Origin of the sequence: Paraburkholderia sp. BL6665CI2N2, assembly GCF_004366535.1 — a bacterium.
Taxonomy (GTDB): Bacteria; Pseudomonadota; Gammaproteobacteria; order Burkholderiales; family Burkholderiaceae; genus Paraburkholderia.
In genome coordinates this window covers 2942808-2964738 of the sequence record NZ_SORC01000001.1, presented here as the reverse complement: position 1 = coordinate 2964738, position 21931 = coordinate 2942808, and the positions used below count along the sequence as shown (strand labels likewise).

Annotated in this window: 20 protein-coding genes; 11 read left to right on the top strand and 9 right to left on the bottom strand. The window is 64.5% G+C overall.

Features of this window, described 5'->3' with window-relative positions; translation table 11 throughout:
• Position 1 precedes the first annotated feature (1 nt).
• Positions 2–1684, bottom strand: a complete 1683-nt coding sequence (gene mdcA, locus B0G81_RS13150) for a malonate decarboxylase subunit alpha (RefSeq protein ID WP_134136047.1) — start codon at positions 1682–1684, stop codon at positions 2–4.
• Positions 1685–1692: 8 nt separating this feature from the next.
• A complete protein-coding gene (locus B0G81_RS13145) occupies positions 1693–2466 on the bottom strand; it encodes a GntR family transcriptional regulator (RefSeq protein WP_134136045.1) in 774 nt (257 codons plus the stop codon).
• 177 nt (positions 2467–2643) lie between these two features.
• On the opposite strand from B0G81_RS13145, the gene B0G81_RS13140 reads away from it, so the two are divergent.
• The 3 genes from B0G81_RS13140 (at position 2644) to B0G81_RS13130 (ending at position 4759) form a co-directional block, all read left to right on the top strand.
• Entirely contained in the window at positions 2644–3942 is a 1299-nt protein-coding gene (locus B0G81_RS13140; RefSeq protein ID WP_208328608.1) for an MFS transporter, read from the top strand.
• Positions 3943–4203: 261 nt separating this feature from the next.
• Entirely contained in the window at positions 4204–4497 is a 294-nt protein-coding gene (locus B0G81_RS13135; protein ID WP_106280509.1) for a type II toxin-antitoxin system prevent-host-death family antitoxin, read from the top strand.
• A gap of 10 nt (positions 4498–4507) precedes the next feature.
• Positions 4508–4759: a Txe/YoeB family addiction module toxin gene (locus B0G81_RS13130; RefSeq protein ID WP_116121265.1), complete on the top strand. Its 252-nt coding sequence runs from the start codon at positions 4508–4510 to the stop codon at positions 4757–4759.
• A 66-nt stretch (positions 4760–4825) separates the two neighbouring features.
• On the opposite strand, the gene B0G81_RS13125 is transcribed toward B0G81_RS13130, so the two are convergent.
• The gene (locus B0G81_RS13125; protein ID WP_134136041.1) at positions 4826–5746 is read right to left on the bottom strand and encodes a DMT family transporter; all 921 of its coding nucleotides are present in this window, start codon (positions 5744–5746) and stop codon (positions 4826–4828) included.
• A 114-nt stretch (positions 5747–5860) separates the two neighbouring features.
• Between B0G81_RS13125 and B0G81_RS13120 the strand changes: the two genes are divergently transcribed.
• Positions 5861–6739, top strand: a complete 879-nt coding sequence (locus B0G81_RS13120; protein WP_116121266.1) for a LysR substrate-binding domain-containing protein — start codon at positions 5861–5863, stop codon at positions 6737–6739.
• Here B0G81_RS13120 and B0G81_RS13115 read toward each other — a convergent pair.
• The 6 genes from B0G81_RS13115 to B0G81_RS13090 all read right to left on the bottom strand — a co-directional run bounded on the left by B0G81_RS13115 (position 6724) and on the right by B0G81_RS13090 (position 14649).
• Positions 6724–7782, bottom strand: a complete 1059-nt coding sequence (locus B0G81_RS13115) for an ABC transporter ATP-binding protein (protein WP_134136039.1) — start codon at positions 7780–7782, stop codon at positions 6724–6726. The genes B0G81_RS13120 and B0G81_RS13115 overlap by 16 nt on opposite strands.
• Before the next feature lie 28 nt (positions 7783–7810).
• Positions 7811–9415 carry an iron ABC transporter permease gene (locus B0G81_RS13110; RefSeq protein WP_134136037.1) on the bottom strand — a complete coding sequence of 535 codons (1605 nt, stop codon included), beginning with the start codon at positions 9413–9415 and terminating at the stop codon, positions 7811–7813.
• Complete coding sequence (locus B0G81_RS13105; protein WP_134136035.1) at positions 9415–10458, bottom strand: iron ABC transporter substrate-binding protein; 1044 nt, start codon at positions 10456–10458, stop codon at positions 9415–9417. The genes B0G81_RS13110 and B0G81_RS13105 overlap by 1 nt, the downstream gene beginning before the upstream one ends.
• Before the next feature lie 57 nt (positions 10459–10515).
• Complete coding sequence (gene efeB / locus B0G81_RS13100; RefSeq protein WP_134136033.1) at positions 10516–11823, bottom strand: iron uptake transporter deferrochelatase/peroxidase subunit; 1308 nt, start codon at positions 11821–11823, stop codon at positions 10516–10518.
• Between the two features lie 37 nt (positions 11824–11860).
• Positions 11861–13024 (bottom strand): hypothetical protein, encoded by a 1164-nt coding sequence (locus B0G81_RS13095; RefSeq protein WP_134136031.1) that lies wholly within the window; start codon positions 13022–13024, stop codon positions 11861–11863.
• 101 nt (positions 13025–13125) lie between these two features.
• Positions 13126–14649, bottom strand: a complete 1524-nt coding sequence (locus B0G81_RS13090; RefSeq protein ID WP_134136029.1) for a carbohydrate porin — start codon at positions 14647–14649, stop codon at positions 13126–13128.
• A gap of 479 nt (positions 14650–15128) precedes the next feature.
• On the opposite strand from B0G81_RS13090, the gene B0G81_RS13085 reads away from it, so the two are divergent.
• The 7 genes from B0G81_RS13085 to hutH all read left to right on the top strand — a co-directional run bounded on the left by B0G81_RS13085 (position 15129) and on the right by hutH (position 21917).
• Positions 15129–15965: an arylamine N-acetyltransferase gene (locus B0G81_RS13085; protein ID WP_134136027.1), complete on the top strand. Its 837-nt coding sequence runs from the start codon at positions 15129–15131 to the stop codon at positions 15963–15965.
• A gap of 13 nt (positions 15966–15978) precedes the next feature.
• Positions 15979–16659 carry an isoprenylcysteine carboxylmethyltransferase family protein gene (locus B0G81_RS13080; protein WP_134136025.1) on the top strand — a complete coding sequence of 227 codons (681 nt, stop codon included), beginning with the start codon at positions 15979–15981 and terminating at the stop codon, positions 16657–16659.
• A gap of 294 nt (positions 16660–16953) precedes the next feature.
• Entirely contained in the window at positions 16954–17814 is an 861-nt protein-coding gene (locus B0G81_RS13075) for a transporter substrate-binding domain-containing protein (protein ID WP_106280530.1), read from the top strand.
• A 95-nt stretch (positions 17815–17909) separates the two neighbouring features.
• Positions 17910–18632 carry an ABC transporter permease subunit gene (locus B0G81_RS13070; protein ID WP_106280532.1) on the top strand — a complete coding sequence of 241 codons (723 nt, stop codon included), beginning with the start codon at positions 17910–17912 and terminating at the stop codon, positions 18630–18632.
• Between the two features lie 14 nt (positions 18633–18646).
• Positions 18647–19402: an ABC transporter permease subunit gene (locus B0G81_RS13065; protein ID WP_106280534.1), complete on the top strand. Its 756-nt coding sequence runs from the start codon at positions 18647–18649 to the stop codon at positions 19400–19402.
• A 35-nt stretch (positions 19403–19437) separates the two neighbouring features.
• Positions 19438–20229 (top strand): ATP-binding cassette domain-containing protein, encoded by a 792-nt coding sequence (locus tag B0G81_RS13060; RefSeq protein WP_012426714.1) that lies wholly within the window; start codon positions 19438–19440, stop codon positions 20227–20229.
• Positions 20230–20267: 38 nt separating this feature from the next.
• A complete protein-coding gene (gene hutH / locus B0G81_RS13055) occupies positions 20268–21917 on the top strand; it encodes a histidine ammonia-lyase (protein ID WP_134136023.1) in 1650 nt (549 codons plus the stop codon).
• Positions 21918–21931: the final 14 nt, after the last annotated feature.

Below are 21931 nucleotides of genomic sequence, written 5' to 3'. Positions count from 1 at the left end.
CTCACCAGCTCCTGAAGCGTGCCGGCGGTTCGTACAGGCCGCCCGACCACGTCACCAGATCGTCGATGCTGCGTGCCGCCAGCAGCGAGCGCTTGGCCTCGCCGCGCCGGATGCCGAGATCCTCGGGATACGCGACGATACCGCGGCGGCGCAACTCCGCCGTTTTTTCCGGCTTCGCACGCAGACCGATCGGCGTCACGCCGGCCACGGCGGCGATCGCCGCGCGCCGTTCGTCGATGCCCTCGGCCTTGTGCAGATGCGCGATGCCTTCCTCGGTGACCACATGGCTGACGTCGTCGCCGTAGATCATCACGGGCGCAACCGGCATGCCGCTTTTCGCGCCGACCGCGACGGCGTCGAGTTCATCGACGAAGGTCGGCTCGCCGCCTTTCTTGTAGGTCTCGGCCATCTGCACGACCAGCTTGTGGCCACGCGACACCGGACCCTCGTCGCGCAGCAGCTTGAGCCACGCTTCGCTCGAATGACGCCGTCCGCGCGGATCGTGGCCCATGTTCGGCGCGCCGCCGAAGCCGGCGAGACGCCCGCGCGTGACGGTGGACGAATTGGCGTCGGCATCGATCTGCAAGGTCGAGCCGATGAACAGATCGACGCCGTATTGCCCGGCCAACTGGCACAGCACGCGGTTCGAGCGCAGGCTGCCGTCGTTGCCCGTGAAGAACACGTCCGGACGCGCCTCGATATACGCTTCCATGCCGACTTCGCTGCCGAAACAATGGATGCTGTCGACCCAGCCCGATTCGATCGCGGGAATCATGGTGGGATGCGGATTGAGTGTCCAGTTGCGGCAGATCTTGCCCTTCAGGCCGAGCGACTCGCCGTAGGTGGGCAGCAGCAATTCGATCGCGGCCGTATCGAAGCCAATGCCGTGGTTCAGCGACGTCACGCCATAGGGCTCATAAATGCCGCGAATCACCATCATCGCGGTCAGCACCTGCAGGTCGCCGATGTGGCGCGGATCGCGCGTGAACAGCGGCTCGACGGCGAACGGCCGGTCCGCCTGCACGACCACGTCGACCCATGAACCCGGAATATCGACACGCGGCAGTTCGTCGACGATCTCGTTGACCTGCACGATCACGATGCCATGACGAAACGCGGCGGCCTCGGCGATGGTGGGCGTGTCTTCGGTATTCGCGCCGGTGTACAGATTGCCGTGACGGTCCGCCTTTTCCGCGCACAGCAGCGCGACGTGCGGCGTCAGATCCACAAACATGCGCGCGTACAACTCGACGTAGGTATAGATCGCACCGATTTCCAGCTGGCCGTCTTCGAGCAGTTGCGCGACCCGCAGACTCTGCGGGCCGGCAAACGAAAAGTCGACCTTATGCGCGATGCCGCGCTCGAACAGCGTCAGATGCTCGGGCCGGCCGATGCTCGAAATCAGCAGATGCACGTCGTGAATCTTCTGCGGATCGACGTTGGCGAACGAGCGGGAGAGGAAATCGGCCTGCTTCTGGTTGTCGCCTTCGAGAGCGACACGATCGCCCGGCTGAATCAGCGTTTCGAGCGCGTCGACAATGCGCTCCGGCCGCAGCACGCCGTCTTTGAGCCACGGGGCAATGGCGGCGAGGCGGCGGTTCTTTTCGTCGCGGCGCGTGGTCCACGAACGGGCGGCGGTGGGTGTCGATACTGCGGACGCGGCGGCTTCGGCGGGTCGGTTCATCGGCTTAGTCAGGTCCCGGTGGTGGCGCGCGGGCGTCTGCCGCGCGGCTTGGGTTGATTCGCAAGCGCGGCTTCGGCCTGCGCGCGTTCGGTGAGGAAACGATAAAGCAGTTCGCCCGTGCCCAGCAGATGCGCGACGACCAGTTTCTGTGCGGCGGGAATGTCGTGGCGTTCCACGGCGTCGAGCAGCGCGGCGTGTTCATTGTCGGACTCGCCCTTGTACGACGGCAAGCCGAATTTCAGGCGCAGATATCTTTCCCCGCGCCGGTGCAGCGTGCCGATCATGTCCTCGAGTTGCGGACGGCCGGCGGGCGCGTACAGGCTCATGTGAAATGCGACATTGCGCTCGACATACAGCGACGGGTTCGACTCGCGTTCGGCGGCGCGGCACAGGCTGGCGGACTCGCGCAACGTGGCGGCCGTGTGCCTGGGTATGGCGAGTCCGATGGCGAGACTCTCCAGCGCGGAACGGATCTCGTAGATTTCGCGCGCTTCTTCCGCCGACAGGGGCGCGACGGTCGCGCCCTTATGCACGGCGGCTTTGGCCCAGCCTTCGCTCTCCAACTGCCGCAGCGCTTCGCGCACGGGAATTGCGCTGACTGAAAAATGCCGCGCGATCGCGTCCTGCCGCAGCGGCGCGCCGGGCGCCAGCGTGCCGTCGACAATCGCCGCGCGCAACGCCTCCGCGATCACGCGGGACGTGCTTTCACGCGGCGCCGCCGCGGGTAAAAGCGGGGTGCGCGCCGGGGCGTCCAGGGGAAAACCATCTATTGCGTCGTTCATGATATCAAATATTATATATGAAAAGACGCGAATTAAACGCGGACAAACCCGGAAAAAAACTCCCCGTTCTGTCCGCGAAGTCCGCTGACCGGTGGTGCAAGGACACTCCGGTTCATCACTAACGCGCTATCTCGTCGTTCCTGTTACGTACGCCAACTGTTGGACCGGAGGAGCATGATGAATTCACTCACCGACCGCACGTCGGTCACGCGGCGCCGCACGCCGCTCAATCGTTCGCAGATCGCAGGTTTTTGGGGAGCGTGGGCTGGCTGGACGCTCGACGGGATGGACTCGTTCATCTACGCGCTCGTGTTAACGCCGGCCCTGACCGAGCTGCTGCCGCGCTCGGGTTATGCGGCGACGCCGGCGAACGTCGGTCTCGCCGGCTCGATCCTGTTTGCGCTGTTCCTGGTCGGGTGGGGCCTGTCGTTCATCTGGGGGCCGCTCGCCGACCGCTACGGCCGCACCAAGGTATTGGCCGGCACAATTTTTACGTTCGCCATTTTCACGGGACTCGCGGCGACCTCGCATAACGTGTGGGAACTCGGCATCTATCGCTTCATTGCGGGCGTCGGCATTGGCGGCGAGTGGGCGCTGGCCGGGACCTATGTGGCCGAAGCGTGGCCGGAGGATCGCCGCAAGATGGGCGCCGGTTATCTGCAAACGGGCTACTACGCCGGGTTCTTCCTCGCCGCGGCGCTGAATTACACGGTTGGCGTGCATTACGGCTGGCGCGCGATGTTCCTGACCGGCGCGGTTCCGGTGGTGGTCGCGATTCTGATCCTGCTGCGGGTGAAGGAGTCGGAGAAATGGGAGAAGGCCGAGGCGCGCACCGTGCGCACCAAGCCGTTGCGCGAGATCATGGGACCGGCTTATCGACGCCGCACCTGGGTCGCGTGCATTCTGCTGACCATCGCCATCATCGGGTTGTGGGCGGGCGCGGTGTACGAGCCGTCCGCCGTGATCCAACTGGCGACCAAAGCCGGCATGGCGAAGAACGATGCGATCAAAACCGCTTCGCTGGCCACGGGGTTGCTGTCGATCGCGACGATCCTCGGTTGTCTCGCGTTACCGCCGCTTGCCGAGCGCATCGGCCGCAAGAAGACGCTGGCGATTTACTTTCTCGGCATGGCCGTGGCGATCGTCGGCAGTTTCGGCTGGGCGTTTTACTTGCCTAATGGGCTTGCGCCGTTCATCGCGTGGCTGTTCGTGCTGGGTTTCTTCGGCGGCAATTTCGCGCTGTTCAGCTTGTGGCTGCCGGAGCAGTTCGAAACCCGCGTGCGGGCGACGGCGTTCGCATTCTGCACGTCGTTCGGGCGATTCGTCGGCGCGGGCGTCAACTTTTTACTCGGCGCAGCGGTGCTGCATATGCATACGCTCGGGGTGCCGGTGGCGTTGACGGCGATCGCTTTTATCGTCGGGCTGTTCGTGATTCCGTTTGCGCCGGAGACGAAGGGCGAAGTGTTGCCGCAGTGAGGTTGGCCGTTTGGCTGAGTGGCGGGCGGGGTGACGAACGGGCATCCTTTTCATCCGTTAGACGACGTATTTTTCCGCTGTTCTGAGTTTGCTGATTTGTACAGAACTCCGTACAATGATTGCCGATGGCTTCGAGGCGTTTCCGCTCCGTGCCATCGGCTCACCCCGCGGTCCCGCAGTGCGGCCATCCGTTCGGCGGTGGAATCGTCCCTAACTTTTGACAGGAGCGACTGGAGGGCAACCTCTCAGGTCGAGAAACGAATGAACGTCCTTACTTACAGCGAGGCGCGTGCCGGCTTTAAGCAAGCGATGGACGACGTCTGCCGCGATCACACACCCATGCTGATCACGAGGCAGACCGGCGAAAACGTGGTCATGGTTTCACTCGAGGATTTCAATGCGATGCAGGAGACCCTGTATCTGTTGAGTTCGTCGAAGAATGCCCAGCGGCTCGCCAGGTCTATCGCCCAGTTGAATGCCGGCAGTGCGACTGCTCGCGAACTGCTGAACGATGAACAAACAGAAAAGCCGCAACGAGGAGGCCGCAAAGGCTGACAGCATTTTTATGTTCACCGACGACGCGTGGGACGACTACCTGTACTGGCAGGAGACCGACCGACAGGTTTTGCGCAAGATCAATACGCTGCTGGAGGAATGCCGGCGCGATCCTTATCGTGGCACGGGGAAACCGGAGGCGCTGCTTGGAAGTTTGAGCGGATTGTGGTCGCGCCGTATCACACTTGCCGACCGACTCGTCTACTTGCCGCGAGAAGGAAAGATCTACGTGATCGCCTGTCGCTTCCACTACGACCGCTGAGAGAAACCGGGCGCATGTGCCCGGTTTTGTTCAACGTTTCGACTGACGGCCGGATGCGCCGGACTCTCAATCCACCTGCCGCCGCACCCGTCCGCCGGGCCGCAACAACGAAAGCAGCGGCCACCCCAGATTCACTCCAAGACTCGCCACCACGATCAGCACCATGCCCGCCAGTTGCGGCATCGACAGCGCCCGTCCATACACGAGCGCATCGACCAGGATCGCCGTCAGCGGATACACGAACAGCAACACGGCGATGATCGGCGTGCTCAGCTTGGGCAGCGCGCCGTAAATCAACACATACGAGAGCCCCGTATGCAGTACGCCCATGCCGACCAGCCAGAACCACTGCATCGGCCCGATATGCACGGCGGTCAGCGGCGCGATGAACGGCAGGCACACCACGCCGACCGCGCACTGCGCGAGCGTTAGCAGATGCGGCCGCAGATTACCGAGCCCTTTTGCGATCAACGTGACGCTCGCATACAGCACCGACCCCACCAGCGCTTCGCCGATGCCGATCAGATAGCTCGTATGACCCTGCAGATTCTCCGTGGCCGCGACGCCCGACGCGAGCACGAGCCCGACGAAAGCGGTCGCAATCCAGCCGAGCCGGTCCACGCCGAGCCGCTCGTTGAACAACGCCGCGCCAATCAGCACGACCCAGAACGGCTGCACATGAAACACCACGGTGGCCACCGCGATGCTGGTGCGATGAATCGCATCGAAGAAACCGACCCACTGCGTGACCATCAGCACGCCCGTGATCAGCGCCAGCGTGACGGTGCGCCGCGTGAAATGCGCGCGCGTGAAGAAGCCTTTCCACGCGCAATACGCGGCGAGCGAGAGAAAGCCGAACAGGCAGCGAAAGAAGACCAGCGTCAGCGCGCCGAGCCGCGCTTCCTCGACGAAGATCCCGAGCGTACCCATCAGAAGCCCGCCGCTGGCCAGCGTGATGGCGCCTTGTTGACGTTGGGTGAGGGACATGCGCAACGGCTCCGTGAATGGATGCGATGAGGTGATGTCCCGAGTATTACGCGTCTTGCATGGCGCGGACAAACGAATTAAATTGAGCAATTCCATAAGCTGGATTGATAAATCATGCACCCCGAATTCGACGTCGATCTGCTGCGCACCTTCGTCGCGGTGGTGGAAACGGGCAGCTTCACGAAGGCATCGACGACCGTGCATCGTTCGCAGGCGGCGGTCAGCATGCAGATCAAGCGGCTCGAAACCATGCTCGGCACGACGCTGTTCGCCCGCAACACACGCAATCTATCGCTCACGCGGCCAGGCAATACGTTGCTCGAATACGCGCGGCGCGTGCTGGCGTTGCACGAGGAGGCGTGGTCGGCGATCGTGCGGCCGGAGGTGACCGGACGCGTGGTGCTCGGCGCGCCGGACGACTACGTGTCGTCGCTGCTGTCTCCCGTGTTGCGGCGCTTTTCGAATCTGTATCCGCACGTGGAGATCGAGATCGTCTGCGCGCAGAGCACGTCGCTCGCGCCGATGCTCGCCGACAACAAGATCGATCTCGCCTTTGTCACGCGCGACCGCAAGCTGCGCGGCGAATTCGTGCGCAGCGAGCCGATGGTGTGGGTGGGGGCGTCGGTGGATACGCCGGTTCTGGCGGCCTCGCCGCTGCCGGTGGGACTCTATGAGCCCGGCTGCGTGGCGCGCCAGCACACGCTCGCTGCGCTCGACGGCGCGCGGATTCGTTATCGCGCCGCGTTCAGCAGCGCGAGCCTGATGGGACTGGTGGCGACCGTGGATGCGGGTTTATCGGTGATCGCGCTCACGCGTTGCAGCGTGCCGCCGCGGTTCGCGATTCTCGGCGAGGCGCAGGGCTTGCCGAAAATCGCGCCGCTCGAAATCGTGGTGGCGCGCAGCGCCAAGTCGGATCGTCCGACCTGCGACTATCTGGCCGCGCAGATGATGCAGGATCTGTCGCAGCGGCCGCAGGCTCAGGCGCGCGCGTAGGCCGTCACTTCGCCGTCCACCGCGAGCCGCACCTGCTCGCCCGGCCGCGGGCAAAGATAGCCCGGCACCCGCGCACGGACCATCGTCCGTGTCTCGGAGCGCAATTGCAGCGCGACGCCCGCGTCCTGCCCCTGAAAGATCACTTCCGTGACAACAGCGTCATAAGATGCCGCCCCGTTGGGCATTGTTTCATCAGCACGCAGCAGACGGATCTGCTCGGGCCGCACCATCACGTCCACAGCGCCCTGGCCAATCGGCCCGGACAATGGCAATTCACCCAGTTCGCAACTCACGCGATCCTGCGTGGCCATGCCCGGCAACAACACCGCCTCGCCGACGAACGATGCAAGCTCGCGCGTCACGGGCCGGCGATAAAGCGTCTCTGGCGTCGCCGTCTGGATCAGCCGGCCGTTCCACAACACCGCCACTTCATGCCCAAGCGACAACGCCTCGGACTGATCGTGCGTGACCAGCACGGCCGTCGCGCCGGTCGCGGCCAGCGCGCTTGCCACGGCTTGCCGCGTTTCGAGCCGCAACGCGGCATCGAGCGACGAGAAGGGTTCGTCCAGCATTACGAGTGTGGGCGAGGGCGCGAGCGCGCGCGCCAGCGCGACGCGTTGCTGCTGGCCGCCCGACAACTGCTGCGGCGCGCGTTCGCCGAAGTTCGCCGGCAAGCCGACCAGTTCCAGCAACTCGGCCACGCGATGCCGCGCGCGCCGCTGGGCGCGCGGCAGGCCGAACACGATGTTGTCCGCCACCGACAGATGCGGAAACAGCGCGCCTTCCTGCGGCACATAGCCAATGCGCCGTTGTTCGGAAGGCACATGCAGACCGTCGCCGACCACGCGCCGGCCGTCGATTTCCACACTGCCGCTATCGGCGCGTTCGAAACCGCAAAGCAAACGCAATAAAGTGGTCTTGCCGCTGCCCGACGGACCCAGCAGCGCCAGCAGCGCGCCGCGCTCGACGGACAGATCGATGCCGTGCAGCACAGGCGTGCCGTCGAATGATTTTTGCAGCCCGCGGATACGAAGTTCGCTCATGAAAATCCGATGGTAAAAGCGCGGCGCATTAGCTGCGTTCGCCGAGTAGTGCCGATTTACCGAGCAACGCGAAAAGAAGGCCCGAGGCGAACAGCGAGATGCCGGTGAGCAACGCGGCATAGGGCGCCGCGGCGGCGAACGCCATCGTCGAGGTGTCGGCCCAGACCTGGGTGGCGAGCGTTTGCGTGTCGAGCGGGGAGAGCAGCAGCGTGGCGTTCAGTTCGGTGACGACCGAGATGAACACCATCGCCGCAGCCGCGCCGAGTCCAGGTCCGGCGAGCGGCAAGACCACGCGGAACAGCGTCTGCGACCAGCTCAGGCCGAGCGCGCGCGCGGTCTCCTCGAGGCGCGGCTGCGCCTGCATGAAGGCGGCGCGCACACTGACCAGCGCAAGCGGCATGAAGAGCATGGCGTAGGCGATCACCAGCAGCGTCGCGCTCTGATAGAGCGGTTGCAGCGCATGCACCGCGAGCGACACGATCGCCAGCGCGATCACCAGACCCGGCACGCCTTGCGCGAGAAACACGGTGCGTTCGAACAAGGTCGCGAAACGCGTCGGATAGCGCACCAGCAGAAACGCAAGCGGCACCACGAGCAAGGTGGTCAGCAACGCCGCGGCAAGCCCGAAACCGAGCGACGAGACCGTGGCATTGAACAGCAATTCAGGTGAGACGTCAGCCGGTGTGACGGCCGCGGCGCCAGGCTGCGTGAGCCAGTAGCCGATCATGCCGAGCGGCACGCCGAGCGTCGTGATCGAGAGCAACCCAAAGCCGGCGACGACGACCCAGCGCCATACGCCCAACTCGTAGCGCAAAACCGCGCGACGTGTCCCGCGATCGACGCGTTCATAACGCGCCGCGCCGCGCACGCGAAACTCGAAGGCCAGCACGATCAGGCAGATCACGATCAGCAGACAGGCGAACAACGAGGCGCCGCCGCCATCGAAACTGGTGCGGAATTCCGCGTAGATCTGCGTGGTGAACGTGCGAAAGCGCAGCAGCGTAAATGCACCGAACTCGGACAATACACCGAGCGCGACCAGCAGCATGCCGCCGAGCAACGCGGGGCGCAGTTGCGGCAGCACCACGCGAATAAACGTGGTCCAACGGTTGCAGCCCAGTGCGCGCGCGCTTTCTTCGAGCGCGGGATCCATGCCGCGCAACGCGGCGGCGACCGGCAGATAGACGAGCGGAAAATACGCGCACGTCAGCACCAGCAATGCGCCGTTGAAGTCCTGCAAGTCCTGGCTTAGCGAGACCCACGCATAGCTCGAGATAAACGCCGGCATGGCGAGCGGCGCGGCGCTCAACACGGCCCACGCGCGGCGCCCTGGCAAATGCGTGCGTTCGACGAACCACGCAGTCGCCGTGCCGATCACGGCCGACACTAGCGTAGTCGAGACGGTGATCATCAACGTATTGATCAGCAGTTCGCCGACCAGCGGCCGGAAGATCAGGTCGAGCGCCTCGCCGGCGCCGAAGCTCGCGGCGCGCCAGAACGTAAACGCAATCGGCAGCAACACCAGCAAAGCGCTGAGTGCTGCCGCCGCGAACAGACCGCGCGGCGCGCGCGAACGGACGCGCGCCGGGACGGTGGGGACAGCCGGTGGCCCGGCTGACAAAGCTTCGCTCATTACAGCAGGCCTGCCTGGCGCAGCAGTTTGCCGGCCTGGCTATCGTCGCCGAGTTGCTGGATCGTCAGCGGCGGCGGGCTCAGTTCGGCGAACGGCTTGAGGATCGGGTCCGGTGCGACGCCTGCGTGCAGCGGATACTCGAACATCACGTGGCTCTTCGCCATCAGCTCCTGCGCGCGCTCGCTCACCAGATACGCGAGAAACTTCTGCGCGCCGTCCGTGTTGTGCGCGGACTTCAGCACCGCCGCGCCCGACACGTTCACAGCAGCGCCGGCGTCGCCGTTGCCGAAGTGATAGATCGCGCTGCGGGTCTTGCCGTCGCCGAGTTCGGCGTGCAGGCGCGCCCAGTAGTAGTTGTTGATCAGACCGGTCGCGACACCGCCGCGGTTCACGGCGGCGACCACGCCTTCGTCGTCGTCGAAAATCTGCGCGTTGGCTTTCAGGCCCTTGAGCCATTGCACCGTTTGCGCTTCGCCCTTCAGTGCGAGCACGGCGCTCACGAGCGGCAGGAAGTCGCCATCGCTCGGGGCAATGCCGATCTTGCCTTTCCATTCCGGTTTGGCCAGATCGAACAGCGATTGCGGCAGTTGCGATGGCTGGACCTTGGTCGTGTTGTAGGCGAGCACGTTTTCACGCGCGGTCACCGCGACCCATGCGCCGCTCGGCGAGTTAAAACGCGTCGGCACGGTGGCGAGCGTCGAGGGGTCCACCTTGTTCAGCAGACCCTTCTCTTCGAGCAGCATGAGCTCCGGCGAGTTCTCCGTGAAGTACACGTCGGCGGGCGTGGCGGCGCCTTCGGCGACGATCTGCGCGGCCATGGCCGGGCCTTCGCCGTTGCGGATCTTCACGGAGATGCCCGACTGCTTTTCGAAGTCCTTGGCGAGCAGATTGACGACCTGCTCGTGCTGCGCGTTATACAGCGTGATCGACGCGGCCTCGGCCGCGGACGGCACCGTCGCGACAGCGGCCAGCGTGAGGGCGACCGCCCTGCCTAGCGTGTTGGCCAGGACACGCAGACGCGTGCCAAACGAGTTGTAAGCCATGATCCTGAAGTCCGTTGTGATGTTGTTTTGATCTGTGTTTTGTCGACTGCGTCTGCTTTACGTCTCGAACAAGCCCGCTCCGATATACGAACCCGGCTTCGCGCCCGGCGGCACGGCGAAGATCGCGCTGCCGACGTGCGTGGTGAACTGGTTCATCATGTCGAACTTGGCGAGCCTGTCGTTGATCGGAATGAAGCCGGTACGCGGGTCGCTTTGATGCGCGATAAAAATCAAGCCCGCGTCGTACTCGGTTTCCTGGCGCCATGGCGGCCAGCGCTCGATGTAGAAGTTCGTGCCGTCGTTATACGAGTACGAACGGCGCAGAATCTGCGCGCCGTTGTTGCTCGCCTGATTCGACAGACGCACGTGCGAGTTCTCCGGAATCACCGGATTGCCGTCCTTGTCTTCTTCCTTCAGGTCGACGGCGTCGAACTCGTTCTTCTTGCCGATCGGCGCGCCGCTGTACTTATGGCGCCCGAACACCTGTTCCTGGAAGTCCAGTTCGGTGTTGTCCCAGTGCTCCAGCGTGATGCGGATGCGCCGCACGACGGTGTAGGTGCCGCCTTCCATCCACGGCGCGTCGGCGCTGGCGCCGGCCCACACGAACTGGTTCATCAACGGCGGCTTGGCAGTGGACGGATTGTTGGTGCCGTCCTTGAAGCCCATCAGGTTACGCGGCGTCTGACCGCGCGGACCCGACAGAAAACCGGCCTGGCCCCAGCGCATCGCCGCCGTGCCGTACGCCATGCGCGACAATTGGCGCACCGCGTGAAACGCCACTTGCGCGTCGTTCGCACAGGCCTGGATGTACAGATCGCCGCCGGTCTTTTCCTTGATCAACTGGTCGCCGTTAAAGCGCGGCAGATCGACGAGCGCGGCGGGGCGGCGCGCGGCGAGGCCGTAGCGATCCTTGCCTTCGTGCGTGAAGAGACCGGGGCCGAAGCCGAACGTGATCGTCAGTCCGTTGGGGCCAAGACCGAGCACGTCGCCGGAATCGGGCGCGGCTCTATTCTGGTCCGCATCGCCGGTCGGCAGCGGCGCGGCCGTGCCGCCTTGCGTGAGGCGCGCGGCGGCGTCGGTCCAGGCGCGCAGGAGTGCGATCACGTCCTCGCGCTTCTCCGTGGTCAGGTCGAGCGCGGCGACATAGGTATGACTCTGCTGCGGCGTGACGATGCCGCCCTGATGCACGCCGTAGAACGGCTCGACGGCCATCTGCGGATCGGCAAGAGCATGCGGCTGGGTTTTGCCGAGCGCGTTCTGCGATGTCGCCAGACCCGCGCCGAGGCTCGCGCCCGCCGCGACCGCGGCGCCGCCGGCCTTGAGAAACCCGCGTCGTGACGGCTGCGGGGGTTGATCGTTTGCCATGGTTACTTCACCTTGGTTCGGCTTTGGAACAGTCAGCTTATTTCGCGAGCACCAGCGTGTTCACGTCGTCCTGCACGTAGTAGAAACCGTCGCCTTCAGGCGTCAATGCGAGGCCGAACAGGTCGCCGTTGCCCGGAGGCGATTGCGCCTTGTCCGTGTCGATCCAGCGCGCGTAGATCTGCTTGCCGCTGGCCGGGTCGATTTCGACGATCTGGCCGTTCAGCGCGTTGGTCACGAGCAGGTGGCCGTTGGGTGCGGTTACCATCGCGAGCGGCCGGTGCAGCAGGCCGTCGGCGGTCAGTTGACGGCCGACGCCCGCGCTCGTGTCGCGCGTCATCGGTTCGTCGATTTCAGTGATGCGGTTGCCGATCGCATCGGACACGTACAGCAGTTTCTGATCGGCCGAGAGCGCGAGTCCGGTCGGACCGACGAGGAACACGCCCTTGTCCGCCTGCGCGCCGAAGCCGCTGCCCACCACCGTTTCCTTCTTCACGACCGGCGGCTTGCCGGCCGGCACGTCGAGGTCCAGACGCAACACGGTGGCCTGCTTGAACACCGGCGGATTGCCGTCCGCACCGCCCACGCCGAAGCCGGCCATGCTGACGAACAGCGTCGCGCTGCTGCCGTTGTCGACGACCGCCATGTTGCCCCACGGATCGTTGATGTTCGGGCTGCTGATGGTCGAGGCGACCTTGCCTTGCGGATCGATCACGATCAGGCAGCCGGCGCCCTTGGTGCCGGTGGTGCCGTCGTTGCTCGGCGTGCTGCCGATAATCACATAGCCGGACTTGAGCATCGTCATCGCGGTCGACAGGCCGATGCCGCCCGGGCATTCCTTCAGATCGCGCGGCACCGTCGCGAACACCGTCATCTCCCTGGTGTCCGGGTGATAGTCGATGATCGTGCTGCCGGTGCCCTGCAGATTGGTGGAGTTATTGAAGTTGCCGACCAGCACGTCGCCTTGCTTGACCGTGCCGGCCGAGACCGGCGCGACCACCACCGCGTACGGATTCTGGTCGCCATTGCTGGGCACGGTATTGATCAGTGTGGTGTGGTGCTTGACGGTTTCAAGGAAACCTTGCGGCTCGGCCTGCGCGCTGCCGGCCGTCGCGAATGCGGCCGCACCGAGGGCGGCGGCAAACAGGGGCCATGCGAGGGCCCGCGCGGCGCGCGGCGAAAACCTGCGCGTGGGAGTGTTCACGATTTGGCCTCCGTGCCTGCGCACAAAGCGGTGATTGCGGTCATGATCGAAAGCATGGGATTCGATATTGTCGGTAGCGTGTGAGTTGGGCGCGAACGTCATCAGAAGTTGATGTTGGTCCGCACGCCGATGACGAACGTGTTGCGCAGCGGCTGCGTCGGATCGTTCGGATTCTGGCCGGCACCGGCGTTGAACGTGTATTGCGCGTCGGCTTGCACTTGCCACCACGGATTGACCTGGTACTGATAGGTCGCCTCGAGCGCGGTTTCGCTGGTGCGCACGCCGTACGGGCCGTTGCTGAATGCGCGGGTATCGGCGTCGAGCCCATTCACGTGGTTGCCGACCTTGATGTAGGTGAGCGCGAGGCCCACGCTGTCGTTGTCGCGTCCGGCGAACGGCGCCTTCATCACCACGCCGAGGTTGGCGGCGAGGCTCACCAGGTTGCGGTCGCCGGGCGCGCCCATCACTCGCGCGAATACGCCGATGCTGCGCGGCTCGTCAGGGTCGGGGCGCCAGATCATCTGGTCGGCCACCGCGTAAATGCTGTAGTCGCCGTGATGATTCTGGGCGATGCCGCTCGTCGCCGGATTCGCGAGCGACAAGCCGGTGTTGTCGTAGCGTTGGTCCGCGAAGCTGCCGTTGTTGTACCAGACGCCGAGTTTGTAGGTGCCGGGCAAACCGCCGCCGCCCGCGCCGACCATTTCGCCGTCGGCCGGCTGGTTGATCGCGTACTGCAACTCGCCGATGAACAGCGTGCCGTTGTGCAGGTTGAAGTTGGTGCCGCTCTTGTTGTTCGGGTTGTTGCCGAGCGGATCGCCATCGTACACGCCGGCCAGCGCCGTCAATGAAGGCGTGATCTGGCCGCGCACGCGCACGCCGAGGTCCGACAGCGGGTACGCCGGGCCGCCGGACGGCATGTCGTACGAAGGCAGGGCGGGCCAGCCGAACATCGTGTTGACGAACAGCGCCGAGTACTGGCTCGTGATGAATTCCTGGTCGATACTTTGCTGACCGATCTTCACGTCGATGCGTTTGTTCAGGAACGATTGCTGGTACCACAATTCCCACAGACGGGTCGCGTCGTCGGCTTCGATGCCGCTCGCCGTGTTCAACGTACCGAGCTTGTTGGCGCTAAGATTGGCGCCATGAATCTGCAACGCGCTGACGTTGAACAGGCCGCCCGGCAGGCCGAACGCTTTTTGCGTGTCCAATTGCACGGTGCCGGTCGTCAGGCCGTCGTAGTCGGCGCCTTTCGCGAGACCGCCGCGCAGGTTGGCGAGTACTTCGCTGGTCTCGGTGAGCGTGAAGGTCACGCCGTATTTGCCGAGCCAAGGGCGCAGGCCGCCGATGTCGCCGAGCATCTGCTGGCGATTCCAGAAACCGGTCCACTGGTTCGTCTGGGTCGCCTGAATCTTCAGGTCGGCCTCGGGCGCTTCCGGCGCGGCATCGGGATTGGCTTCGGCCATGGCGACGCCGGCTGTCAGCGACGCCCACGCGAACGCCGTGCAGAGCGCGGCACGCCGCATCGAGGGCAAACGCGAACGGCGCGTGAGATCGGCGCGCGTCGCGAAATCGCGAAACGGACGCGCTGCTGCGCCAGGTCCGTTGAAATGGGCGAACTTCATCGAAATCCTTATTGGTGTTGTATCGACTGATTGAAACCATCGCGGCGCGTCGCCGCCTGCCCGCGATGTGCCATATCGGGTCGCGACGCCCGGCACGGTAGATGGCGAGATCGTACGCATGCGACCTTGGGGAGTCAACACAAATGAGAACGATTCGCATCAATATTACTGACATATAACTTTGCTCTTTACGGGCTGCTACTAAACGGCATTTGCACGTAATTTGCTGTGAATATCGGCGTAATGAAAACGAATGGAAGCGGTCATATCCAAGGCGGCCGAGCGAACCACGACGGGCATGCAGGGGAGGCGATATGACAAAACGCAGAGTGTTGGCGGCTTCGAACAGCGACTACGAAAACCGGTCAAGGCCGCCGCTGCGAGTTGACCGCAAAAGCAGCTATGATCGACTCCCAAACCGCACAGACACGCGTGACCAGTAAGCGTCCCGCGCGCAAACCCACACCGGAACCCTGCCGATGTCGCACACAGTGAATCTGGACAACTACTTCGCCCGCATCGGCTACGAAGGGCCGCGCGCGGCAACGCTGGAAGTGCTTCAGGCGCTTCACCGTTTGCACCCGCGCGCGATCCCGTTCGAGAACCTGAATCCGCTCACGCGGCGTCCGGTGAAACTGGACCTCGAATCGGTCGAACGCAAACTCGTCACCGAACACCGCGGCGGCTACTGTTTCGAACAGAACGCCCTGTTCGCCGACGTGCTGATGCAGTTAGGCTTCACGGTCACGCCGTTGCTTGCGCGCGTGCTGTGGGGCCGGGAATCGGACACGCCGCCGCCGCCGCGCACGCATATGGTGTTGCGCCTCGACATCGACAATGAAGCCTGGATTGCGGATGTGGGCTTCGGCAGCGTGACGCTGACCGCGCCGCTGCGCCTGACCGCCGGTCTCGCGCAGCCCACGGAACTCGGCACGTTCCGTCTCGCCGACGCAGCGCGCGGGGCGCTTTATCTTGAAGTCCAGGCGCGCGACGAAAGCTGGGCGCGGGTGTATCGCTTCCATCTGCATCCGGTCGAGTGGATCGATTACGAAACCTCGAACTGGTACACGTCGACTTCGCCGGAAGCGATTTTCGCGAGCACGCTGATCGTGTGCCGTGTGTTGCCCGAAGCGCGGCTCGCGCTACTCAACGACCAACTGAGCGAGCGCGCGGCCGATGGACGGCTCATCAGCGAACGGCAACTCAAGAGCGCCGGCGAACTGGCGGCGTGTCTGCGCGATCAGTTCGGCATCAACACCGGCGACCTCGACATTGCCGAGATATTCGAGCGTGTGCGCACGCCGGCGCAAACGTAGCAGTCACAACGCCATGGTCGCGCGCCTCATCTTTCAAACGGCGGTCTGGCTGTTCGGGATGGGCGCGCTGCTGTTCGGCGCGGCGGGCACCTTTGCGTGGCCGGCCGCGTGGTGGTATGTGATCGAGCTGGGTGTGCTGAGCCTGTGGATCGGTTTGTGGCTGGCGCGTCATGATCCCGGGCTGCTCGCCGAGCGACTGTCGCCATTCGTGCAGGCGCAGCAAAGCCGCTGGGACCGCATTTTCATGGTGAGCGTCTCAGTGGCATGGTGCGCCTGGCTGGTCCTGATGGCGTTCGACGCGATGCGCTTTCACTGGACTGCACCATTGCCCGTCGCGCTGGTCAGCCTCGGCTCGCTCTGCGTGGCGCTCTGCCTCTTCATGTGCCGCTTCGTGTTCCAGGCCAATAGCTACGCCGCGCCGGTTGTGAAGATCCAGGCGAGCCGCGGACATAAGTTGATCGACACCGGGCTTTACGCGCACGTCCGTCACCCTATGTATTCCGCCGCGCTGCTGCTGTTCGTCGGCACGCCCTTGCTGCTCGGCTCGTGGTGGGGCCTGGCTTTCGTGCCCGTCATGGTGTTCGGCGTCGGCTGGCGCGCGGTGCGCGAAGAGCGCGTATTGGCCGCGCAACTCGACGGTTACGCGGACTACATGACGCGCGTGCGTTATCGCTTCGTGCCGTTCATCTGGTAGGGCGCGCCGGGCCTGAGGCGCGCTCGCGCGTATTGGCTCAGCTTGCACCAACCTGTCTAGACAAAATGGATTGTGCTCGCTCGCGCCGCGACGCACGCCAATCATCTTCCCCGCATTAAGAACTCCCCGCAAAGCCGCGCCGCGCAGTGTCGACTAGGGGCTTACCCGATGATTCCGCCATTTTCCCGCAAATTCTCTTGCGACCGCTTTTTGACTCATGCAGACTTGTCTATACAAATTAAGCAGCGATTAAACATCCGGTTCGACGGTTTCCTCAATCAAAGGAGTTTCGACGTGAAAGTGAAGCGCTCAACGGCAGCAAAAGCATTGATCGGCGCCGTGCTCGGCGCCGCGGCGATTTTCGCGGCACCGGTGCAGGCCAAAGACTGGAAGACGGTGACGATCGCGCTCGAAGGCGGCTACGCGCCGTGGAATCTGACCTTGCCGGGCGGCAAGCTGGGCGGCTTCGAACCCGAACTGGTCGCCAACCTGTGCGAGCGCATCAAGCTGCAATGCAATCTGGTGGCGCAAGACTGGGACGGCATGATTCCCGGTTTGCAAGCGGGCAAGTTCGACGTTCTGATGGACGCGATCTCGATCACGCCGGAGCGTGAAAAGATCATCGCCTTCTCGAAGCCGTACGCCGCCACGCCCGCCACGTTCGCCGTGGCCGACGCGAAGGTGCTGCCCAAGGCCGCGCCGGGCGCCGGCGTCGTCAAGCTGTCGGGCGACCCGAAGGCCGACCAGCCGACCGTCGACGCCTTGCGCAAGCAGTTGAAGGGCAAGACCATCGGCATCCAGTCGGGCACGGTCTACACCAAGTTCATCAATGACGGCTTCAAGGACATCGCCACGATCCGCGTCTACAAGACCTCGCCCGAGCGCGATCTGGATCTGGCCAACGGCCGCATCGACGCCTCGTTCGACGACGTGACGTACTACGCCGCCAACATCGACAAGAAAGAAACCGCGTCGATCGTGATGGCCGGCCCGAAGATCGGCGGCCCGATCTGGGGCCCGGGCGAAGGCCTCGCGTTCCGCAAGCAGGACGCCGACCTGAAAGCGAAGTTCGACACCGCGATCAGCGCCGCGCTCGCCGACGGCACCGTCAAGAAGCTCTCCGACAAGTGGTTCAAAACCGACGTCACGCCTTGATTCGCCTTCACGTTAAGAGGTAACGGCAGGCGCGCGTGGCGACAACCTGCGCGCGCCGGCCGGTTCGATCCGCCGTAACGGATAAGAGGTAGGAAATGGCTCTGATACAGATGCTCGGCTTCGGGCCGGAAGGCTGGGGCGGCGTATTGCTGCTCGCAGCGCTGATGACGGTGGCGCTCACGCTCGCGGCGCTCGCGGTCGGCGCGGTGTTCGGCGCGCTGGTGGCGGCCGCCAAGCTGTCGCGCTTTCGCACGCTGCGCGTGATCGGCGATATCTACACCACGGTGTTTCGCGGCGTGCCTGAACTGCTCGTCATCTATCTGTTCTATTTCGGCGGCTCGACGCTCGTTACGACCGTCGGCCAGTGGTTCGGCGCGGAGGGCTTCGTCGGCGTGCCGCCGTTCGTGGTCGGCGCGCTGGCCGTGGGCATGATTTCGGGCGCCTATCAGGCCGAGGTGTACCGCTCGGCGGTGCTGGCGGTGTCGCGCGGCGAACTCGAAGCCGCGCGCTCGATCGGCATGCCGACGCTGACCATGGCGCGCCGCATCCTGATTCCGCAAGTGCTGCGTTTCGCATTGCCGGGCATCGGCAACGTGTGGCAACTGAGCCTGAAGGACTCGGCGCTGATCTCGGTGACGGGGCTCGCCGAATTGCTGCGCACGAGCCAGGTGGCGGCGGGTTCCACGCATCAATACTTCACGTTCTTCGTCGTGGGCGGCGCGCTCTATCTGCTCATGACCAGCATCTCGAACCGCGTCTTCAACCGTGCCGAAGCGCACGTGGGCCGGTCCTTCAAGCGCAACTTCGCGCGTAACTGACAAGGGCGGCCATCATGCATTTCGACTTCGACTTTCTGTTCGACACGATCAAGCAATTGCTCGGGGCCGTGCCGACCACGCTCGGCCTGTTCTTCTGCTCGCTGATTCTCGGTGGCCTGCTTTCGCTCGTGATCGTCACGATGCGCGTGTCGCCGCACTGGCTGCCGAATCGCTTCGCACGCGCTTATATCCTCGTGTTTCGCGGCTCGCCGCTGCTGATCCAGATGTTCCTCGTGTACTACGGCATGGGCCAGTTCGGCGTGATCCGCGAGAGCTTCCTCTGGCCGGTGCTGCGCGAGCCCTACATGTGCGCGGTGTTGTCGCTCGCGCTATGCACGGCGGGCTATACCGCTGAGATTATTCGCGGCGGTTTGATGGCCGTGCCGGTCGGTCAGATCGAAGCCGGTTATTCGATCGGCCTGTCGGGCTTCGCGCTGCTGCGCCGTGTGATCGGCCCGATCGCCTTGCGCCAGTGTTTGCCCGCGTATTCGACTGAAGCGGTGCTGCTCGTCAAATCGACGGCGCTCGCGAGCCTCGTCACCGTGTGGGAAGTCACCGGCGTCGCGCAGCAGATCATTCAGCAAACCTATCGCACGACGGAAGTCTTCATCTGCGCCGCGCTGATCTATCTGTTCCTGAATTTCGTCATCGTGCGGCTGCTCGGCATGCTCGAAACGCGTCTGTCGCGCCATCTTCGCGCGGCGCGTCCGCAGGCCGCGGCGAACCGCCCGGTTTCCGCCACCACCGAAGCACGCCGCGCCGCGCCTTGAACGGCCACCCATCCTGGATGAATCTGGAGAATCCCATGAACGCTACGGCACCCGTTGCACTGTCGGTCAAGAACATTCACAAATCGTTCGGCGATCACCACGTGCTCAAAGGCATTTCGCTCGACGCCCATCAGGGCGACGTGATCTCGATTCTCGGCGCGAGCGGTTCGGGCAAGAGCACGTTCCTGCGCTGTCTGAATCTGCTCGAAACACCGGACGATGGTTCGGTCTCGCTCGCCGGCGAAGAGCTGAAAATGAAGCGTCGCGGCGACGGCAAACTGCAACCGAGCGACCGTCGCCAGGTGGACCGGGTGCGCTCGCAACTCGGCATGGTGTTTCAGAACTTCAATCTCTGGTCGCACATGACCGTGCTGGAAAATCTGATCGAAGGGCCGATGCGTGTGCAAAAGCGCAGCCGTGCCGAATCGGTGGAAGAGGCGGAAGCGCTGCTGGCGAAAGTCGGCCTCGCGGAAAAACGCGGCCACTATCCGGCGCATCTGTCGGGCGGTCAGCAGCAACGCGTGGCGATTGCGCGCGCGTTGGCCATGCATCCGAAAGTGATGCTGTTCGACGAGCCGACCTCGGCGCTCGACCCCGAACTGGTGGGCGAAGTGCTGCGCGTGATGCGCTCGCTGGCCGAAGAGGGCCGCACCATGCTGGTGGTGACGCACGAGATGGGTTTCGCGCGCCATGTATCGAATCGTGTGATGTTCCTGCATCAGGGGCAAGTGGAAGCCGACGGCACACCCGACGAAGTGTTCGTCGAATGCAAGTCCGATCGCTTCCGGCAATTCGTTTCGAGCCATCAGGACCGCACCACCAACTGATCAGCATCACCAGGTAATCTACCAAGCAGAGCACTGACATGGCCGTAATCCGTTCCAATCGTCCTCTCGACTGGGCTCAGGTGGCAGCGGTTGCCGCCGGCGAGCCGCTCGAACTTTCCGCCGACGCCCGCGCGCGCATCGCGGCGGCGCGCGTGCTGGTCGAACAGATCGTCGAGCGCGGGATTCGCGCGTATGGCGTGAATACCGGCGTCGGCGCGCTGTGCGATGTCGTCGTCTCGCCGGGCGAGCAGCGCACGCTGTCGCGCAACATTCTGATGAGCCACGCGGTCGGCGTCGGCGCGCCGCTCGGCGCCGCCGAAACGCGCGCGGTCATGGCCGCGGCCGTCAACAACTTCGCGCACGGACATTCGGGGATTCGCCTCGAAGTCGCGGACCAACTGGTGGCGCTGCTCAACGCGGATTGCCTGCCGGAAGTGCCGGCGTTCGGCTCGGTCGGGTATCTGAGCCATATGGCGCATATCGCGCTCGTTTGCATCGGCGAGGGCTACGCGCGCTATCGCGGCGAGCGGATCAAAGGACGCGACGCGCTGCAGCGCCTCGGACTCGAACCGCTCGTGCTCGAAGCCAAGGAAGGACTGAGTCTCGTCAACGGCACGCCGTGCGTCACGGGCCTCGCCGCGTTGGCGCTTGCGCGCGCCGAACGCCTGCTCGATTGGACCGATATGGTCGCCTCGATGAGCTTCGAGAATCTGCGTGGTCAGCTTGCCGCTTTCGATGAAGAGTCGCTGGCCTTGCGTATCTCGCCGGGCCTGAACCTGGTCGGCGGACGGATGCGCGCCGCGCTGGCCGACAGCGGCATTCTCGCGGCGGTAGTCGGTCAACGCACGCAAGACCCGCTGAGCATGCGGACCATTCCGCACGTGCACGGCGCGGCGCGCGACGTGCTCATTGCGACCTCCGACGTGGTCAATCGCGAACTCGCGTCGATCACCGACAACCCGATCGTCGCCGGCACGCCGGAGGAGCCGCGCGTCTATTCGCAGGCGCACGCAGTGGGCGCCTCGATCGCGCTGGCCATGGACAGCCTCGCCACCGCGATCGCACAAGTCGCCGCGATGGCCGAGCGGCGCCTCGACCGTCTTGTCAATCCGTTGGTGAGCGGCTTGCCGGCGTTTCTCGCCGAGCCGGGCGGCACCTGTTCCGGCTTCATGATCGCGCAGTACACGGCGGCGTCGCTGGTCGCGCAGAACCGGCGGCTCGCGCTGCCCGCGAGTCTCGACGGCGGCATCACCTCGGCCTTGCAGGAAGATCACCTCTGCCATGCCACGCCCGCCGCGTTGAAGGCGCTGGAAATCATCGACAACGCCGGGCGCATCGTCGCGATCGAATTGCTGGCGGCCGCGCAAGCCTACGACCTGCAAAGTATCGACGCGCCACGCGCGCCGCACACCGGCGCGCTCTGGCAGCGCGTGCGCCGCGTCGTGCCGACTTACCGCGACGACCGTCCGCTCGCGGACGACATGAGCGTGGCCTTTCGCATGATCGCCGACGAGGCGCCGCCACCGTTGCCGAACCCTGGTAAGATTGGCCCCCGGCCGCTCAGGTCCGCCGACGGCGCGGATCTGGCGACACCTGGCACGCTAGTGAATCTGGCGGCCGCGGGTCACGTGCGTGCGGCGGCGGGCGTCGCCGTCAACGACGGCCAGGCTGCCGCGCACATCGCATGACGCAGACGATGCCG

Excerpts from the sequence above, each read along its gene's own strand:
- B0G81_RS13110 (WP_134136037.1), bottom strand. The coding sequence starts at position 9,415 with ATGAGCGAAGCTTTGTCAGCCGGGCCACCGGCTGTCCCCACCGTCCCG.
- B0G81_RS13065 (WP_106280534.1), top strand. The coding sequence starts at position 18,647 with ATGCATTTCGACTTCGACTTTCTGTTCGACACGATCAAGCAATTGCTC.
- B0G81_RS13130 (WP_116121265.1), top strand. The coding sequence starts at position 4,508 with ATGTTCACCGACGACGCGTGGGACGACTACCTGTACTGGCAGGAGACC.
- B0G81_RS13135 (WP_106280509.1), top strand. The coding sequence starts at position 4,204 with ATGAACGTCCTTACTTACAGCGAGGCGCGTGCCGGCTTTAAGCAAGCG.
- B0G81_RS13060 (WP_012426714.1), top strand. The coding sequence starts at position 19,438 with ATGAACGCTACGGCACCCGTTGCACTGTCGGTCAAGAACATTCACAAA.
- mdcA (WP_134136047.1), bottom strand. The coding sequence starts at position 1,684 with ATGAACCGACCCGCCGAAGCCGCCGCGTCCGCAGTATCGACACCCACC.
- B0G81_RS13115 (WP_134136039.1), bottom strand. The coding sequence starts at position 7,782 with ATGAGCGAACTTCGTATCCGCGGGCTGCAAAAATCATTCGACGGCACG.
- B0G81_RS13085 (WP_134136027.1), top strand. The coding sequence starts at position 15,129 with ATGTCGCACACAGTGAATCTGGACAACTACTTCGCCCGCATCGGCTAC.
- B0G81_RS13105 (WP_134136035.1), bottom strand. The coding sequence starts at position 10,458 with ATGGCTTACAACTCGTTTGGCACGCGTCTGCGTGTCCTGGCCAACACG.
- efeB (WP_134136033.1), bottom strand. The coding sequence starts at position 11,823 with ATGGCAAACGATCAACCCCCGCAGCCGTCACGACGCGGGTTTCTCAAG.
- B0G81_RS13145 (WP_134136045.1), bottom strand. The coding sequence starts at position 2,466 with ATGAACGACGCAATAGATGGTTTTCCCCTGGACGCCCCGGCGCGCACC.
- B0G81_RS13080 (WP_134136025.1), top strand. The coding sequence starts at position 15,979 with ATGGTCGCGCGCCTCATCTTTCAAACGGCGGTCTGGCTGTTCGGGATG.
- hutH (WP_134136023.1), top strand. The coding sequence starts at position 20,268 with ATGGCCGTAATCCGTTCCAATCGTCCTCTCGACTGGGCTCAGGTGGCA.
- B0G81_RS13120 (WP_116121266.1), top strand. The coding sequence starts at position 5,861 with ATGCACCCCGAATTCGACGTCGATCTGCTGCGCACCTTCGTCGCGGTG.
- B0G81_RS13090 (WP_134136029.1), bottom strand. The coding sequence starts at position 14,649 with ATGAAGTTCGCCCATTTCAACGGACCTGGCGCAGCAGCGCGTCCGTTT.
- B0G81_RS13125 (WP_134136041.1), bottom strand. The coding sequence starts at position 5,746 with ATGTCCCTCACCCAACGTCAACAAGGCGCCATCACGCTGGCCAGCGGC.
- B0G81_RS13140 (WP_208328608.1), top strand. The coding sequence starts at position 2,644 with ATGAATTCACTCACCGACCGCACGTCGGTCACGCGGCGCCGCACGCCG.
- B0G81_RS13070 (WP_106280532.1), top strand. The coding sequence starts at position 17,910 with ATGGCTCTGATACAGATGCTCGGCTTCGGGCCGGAAGGCTGGGGCGGC.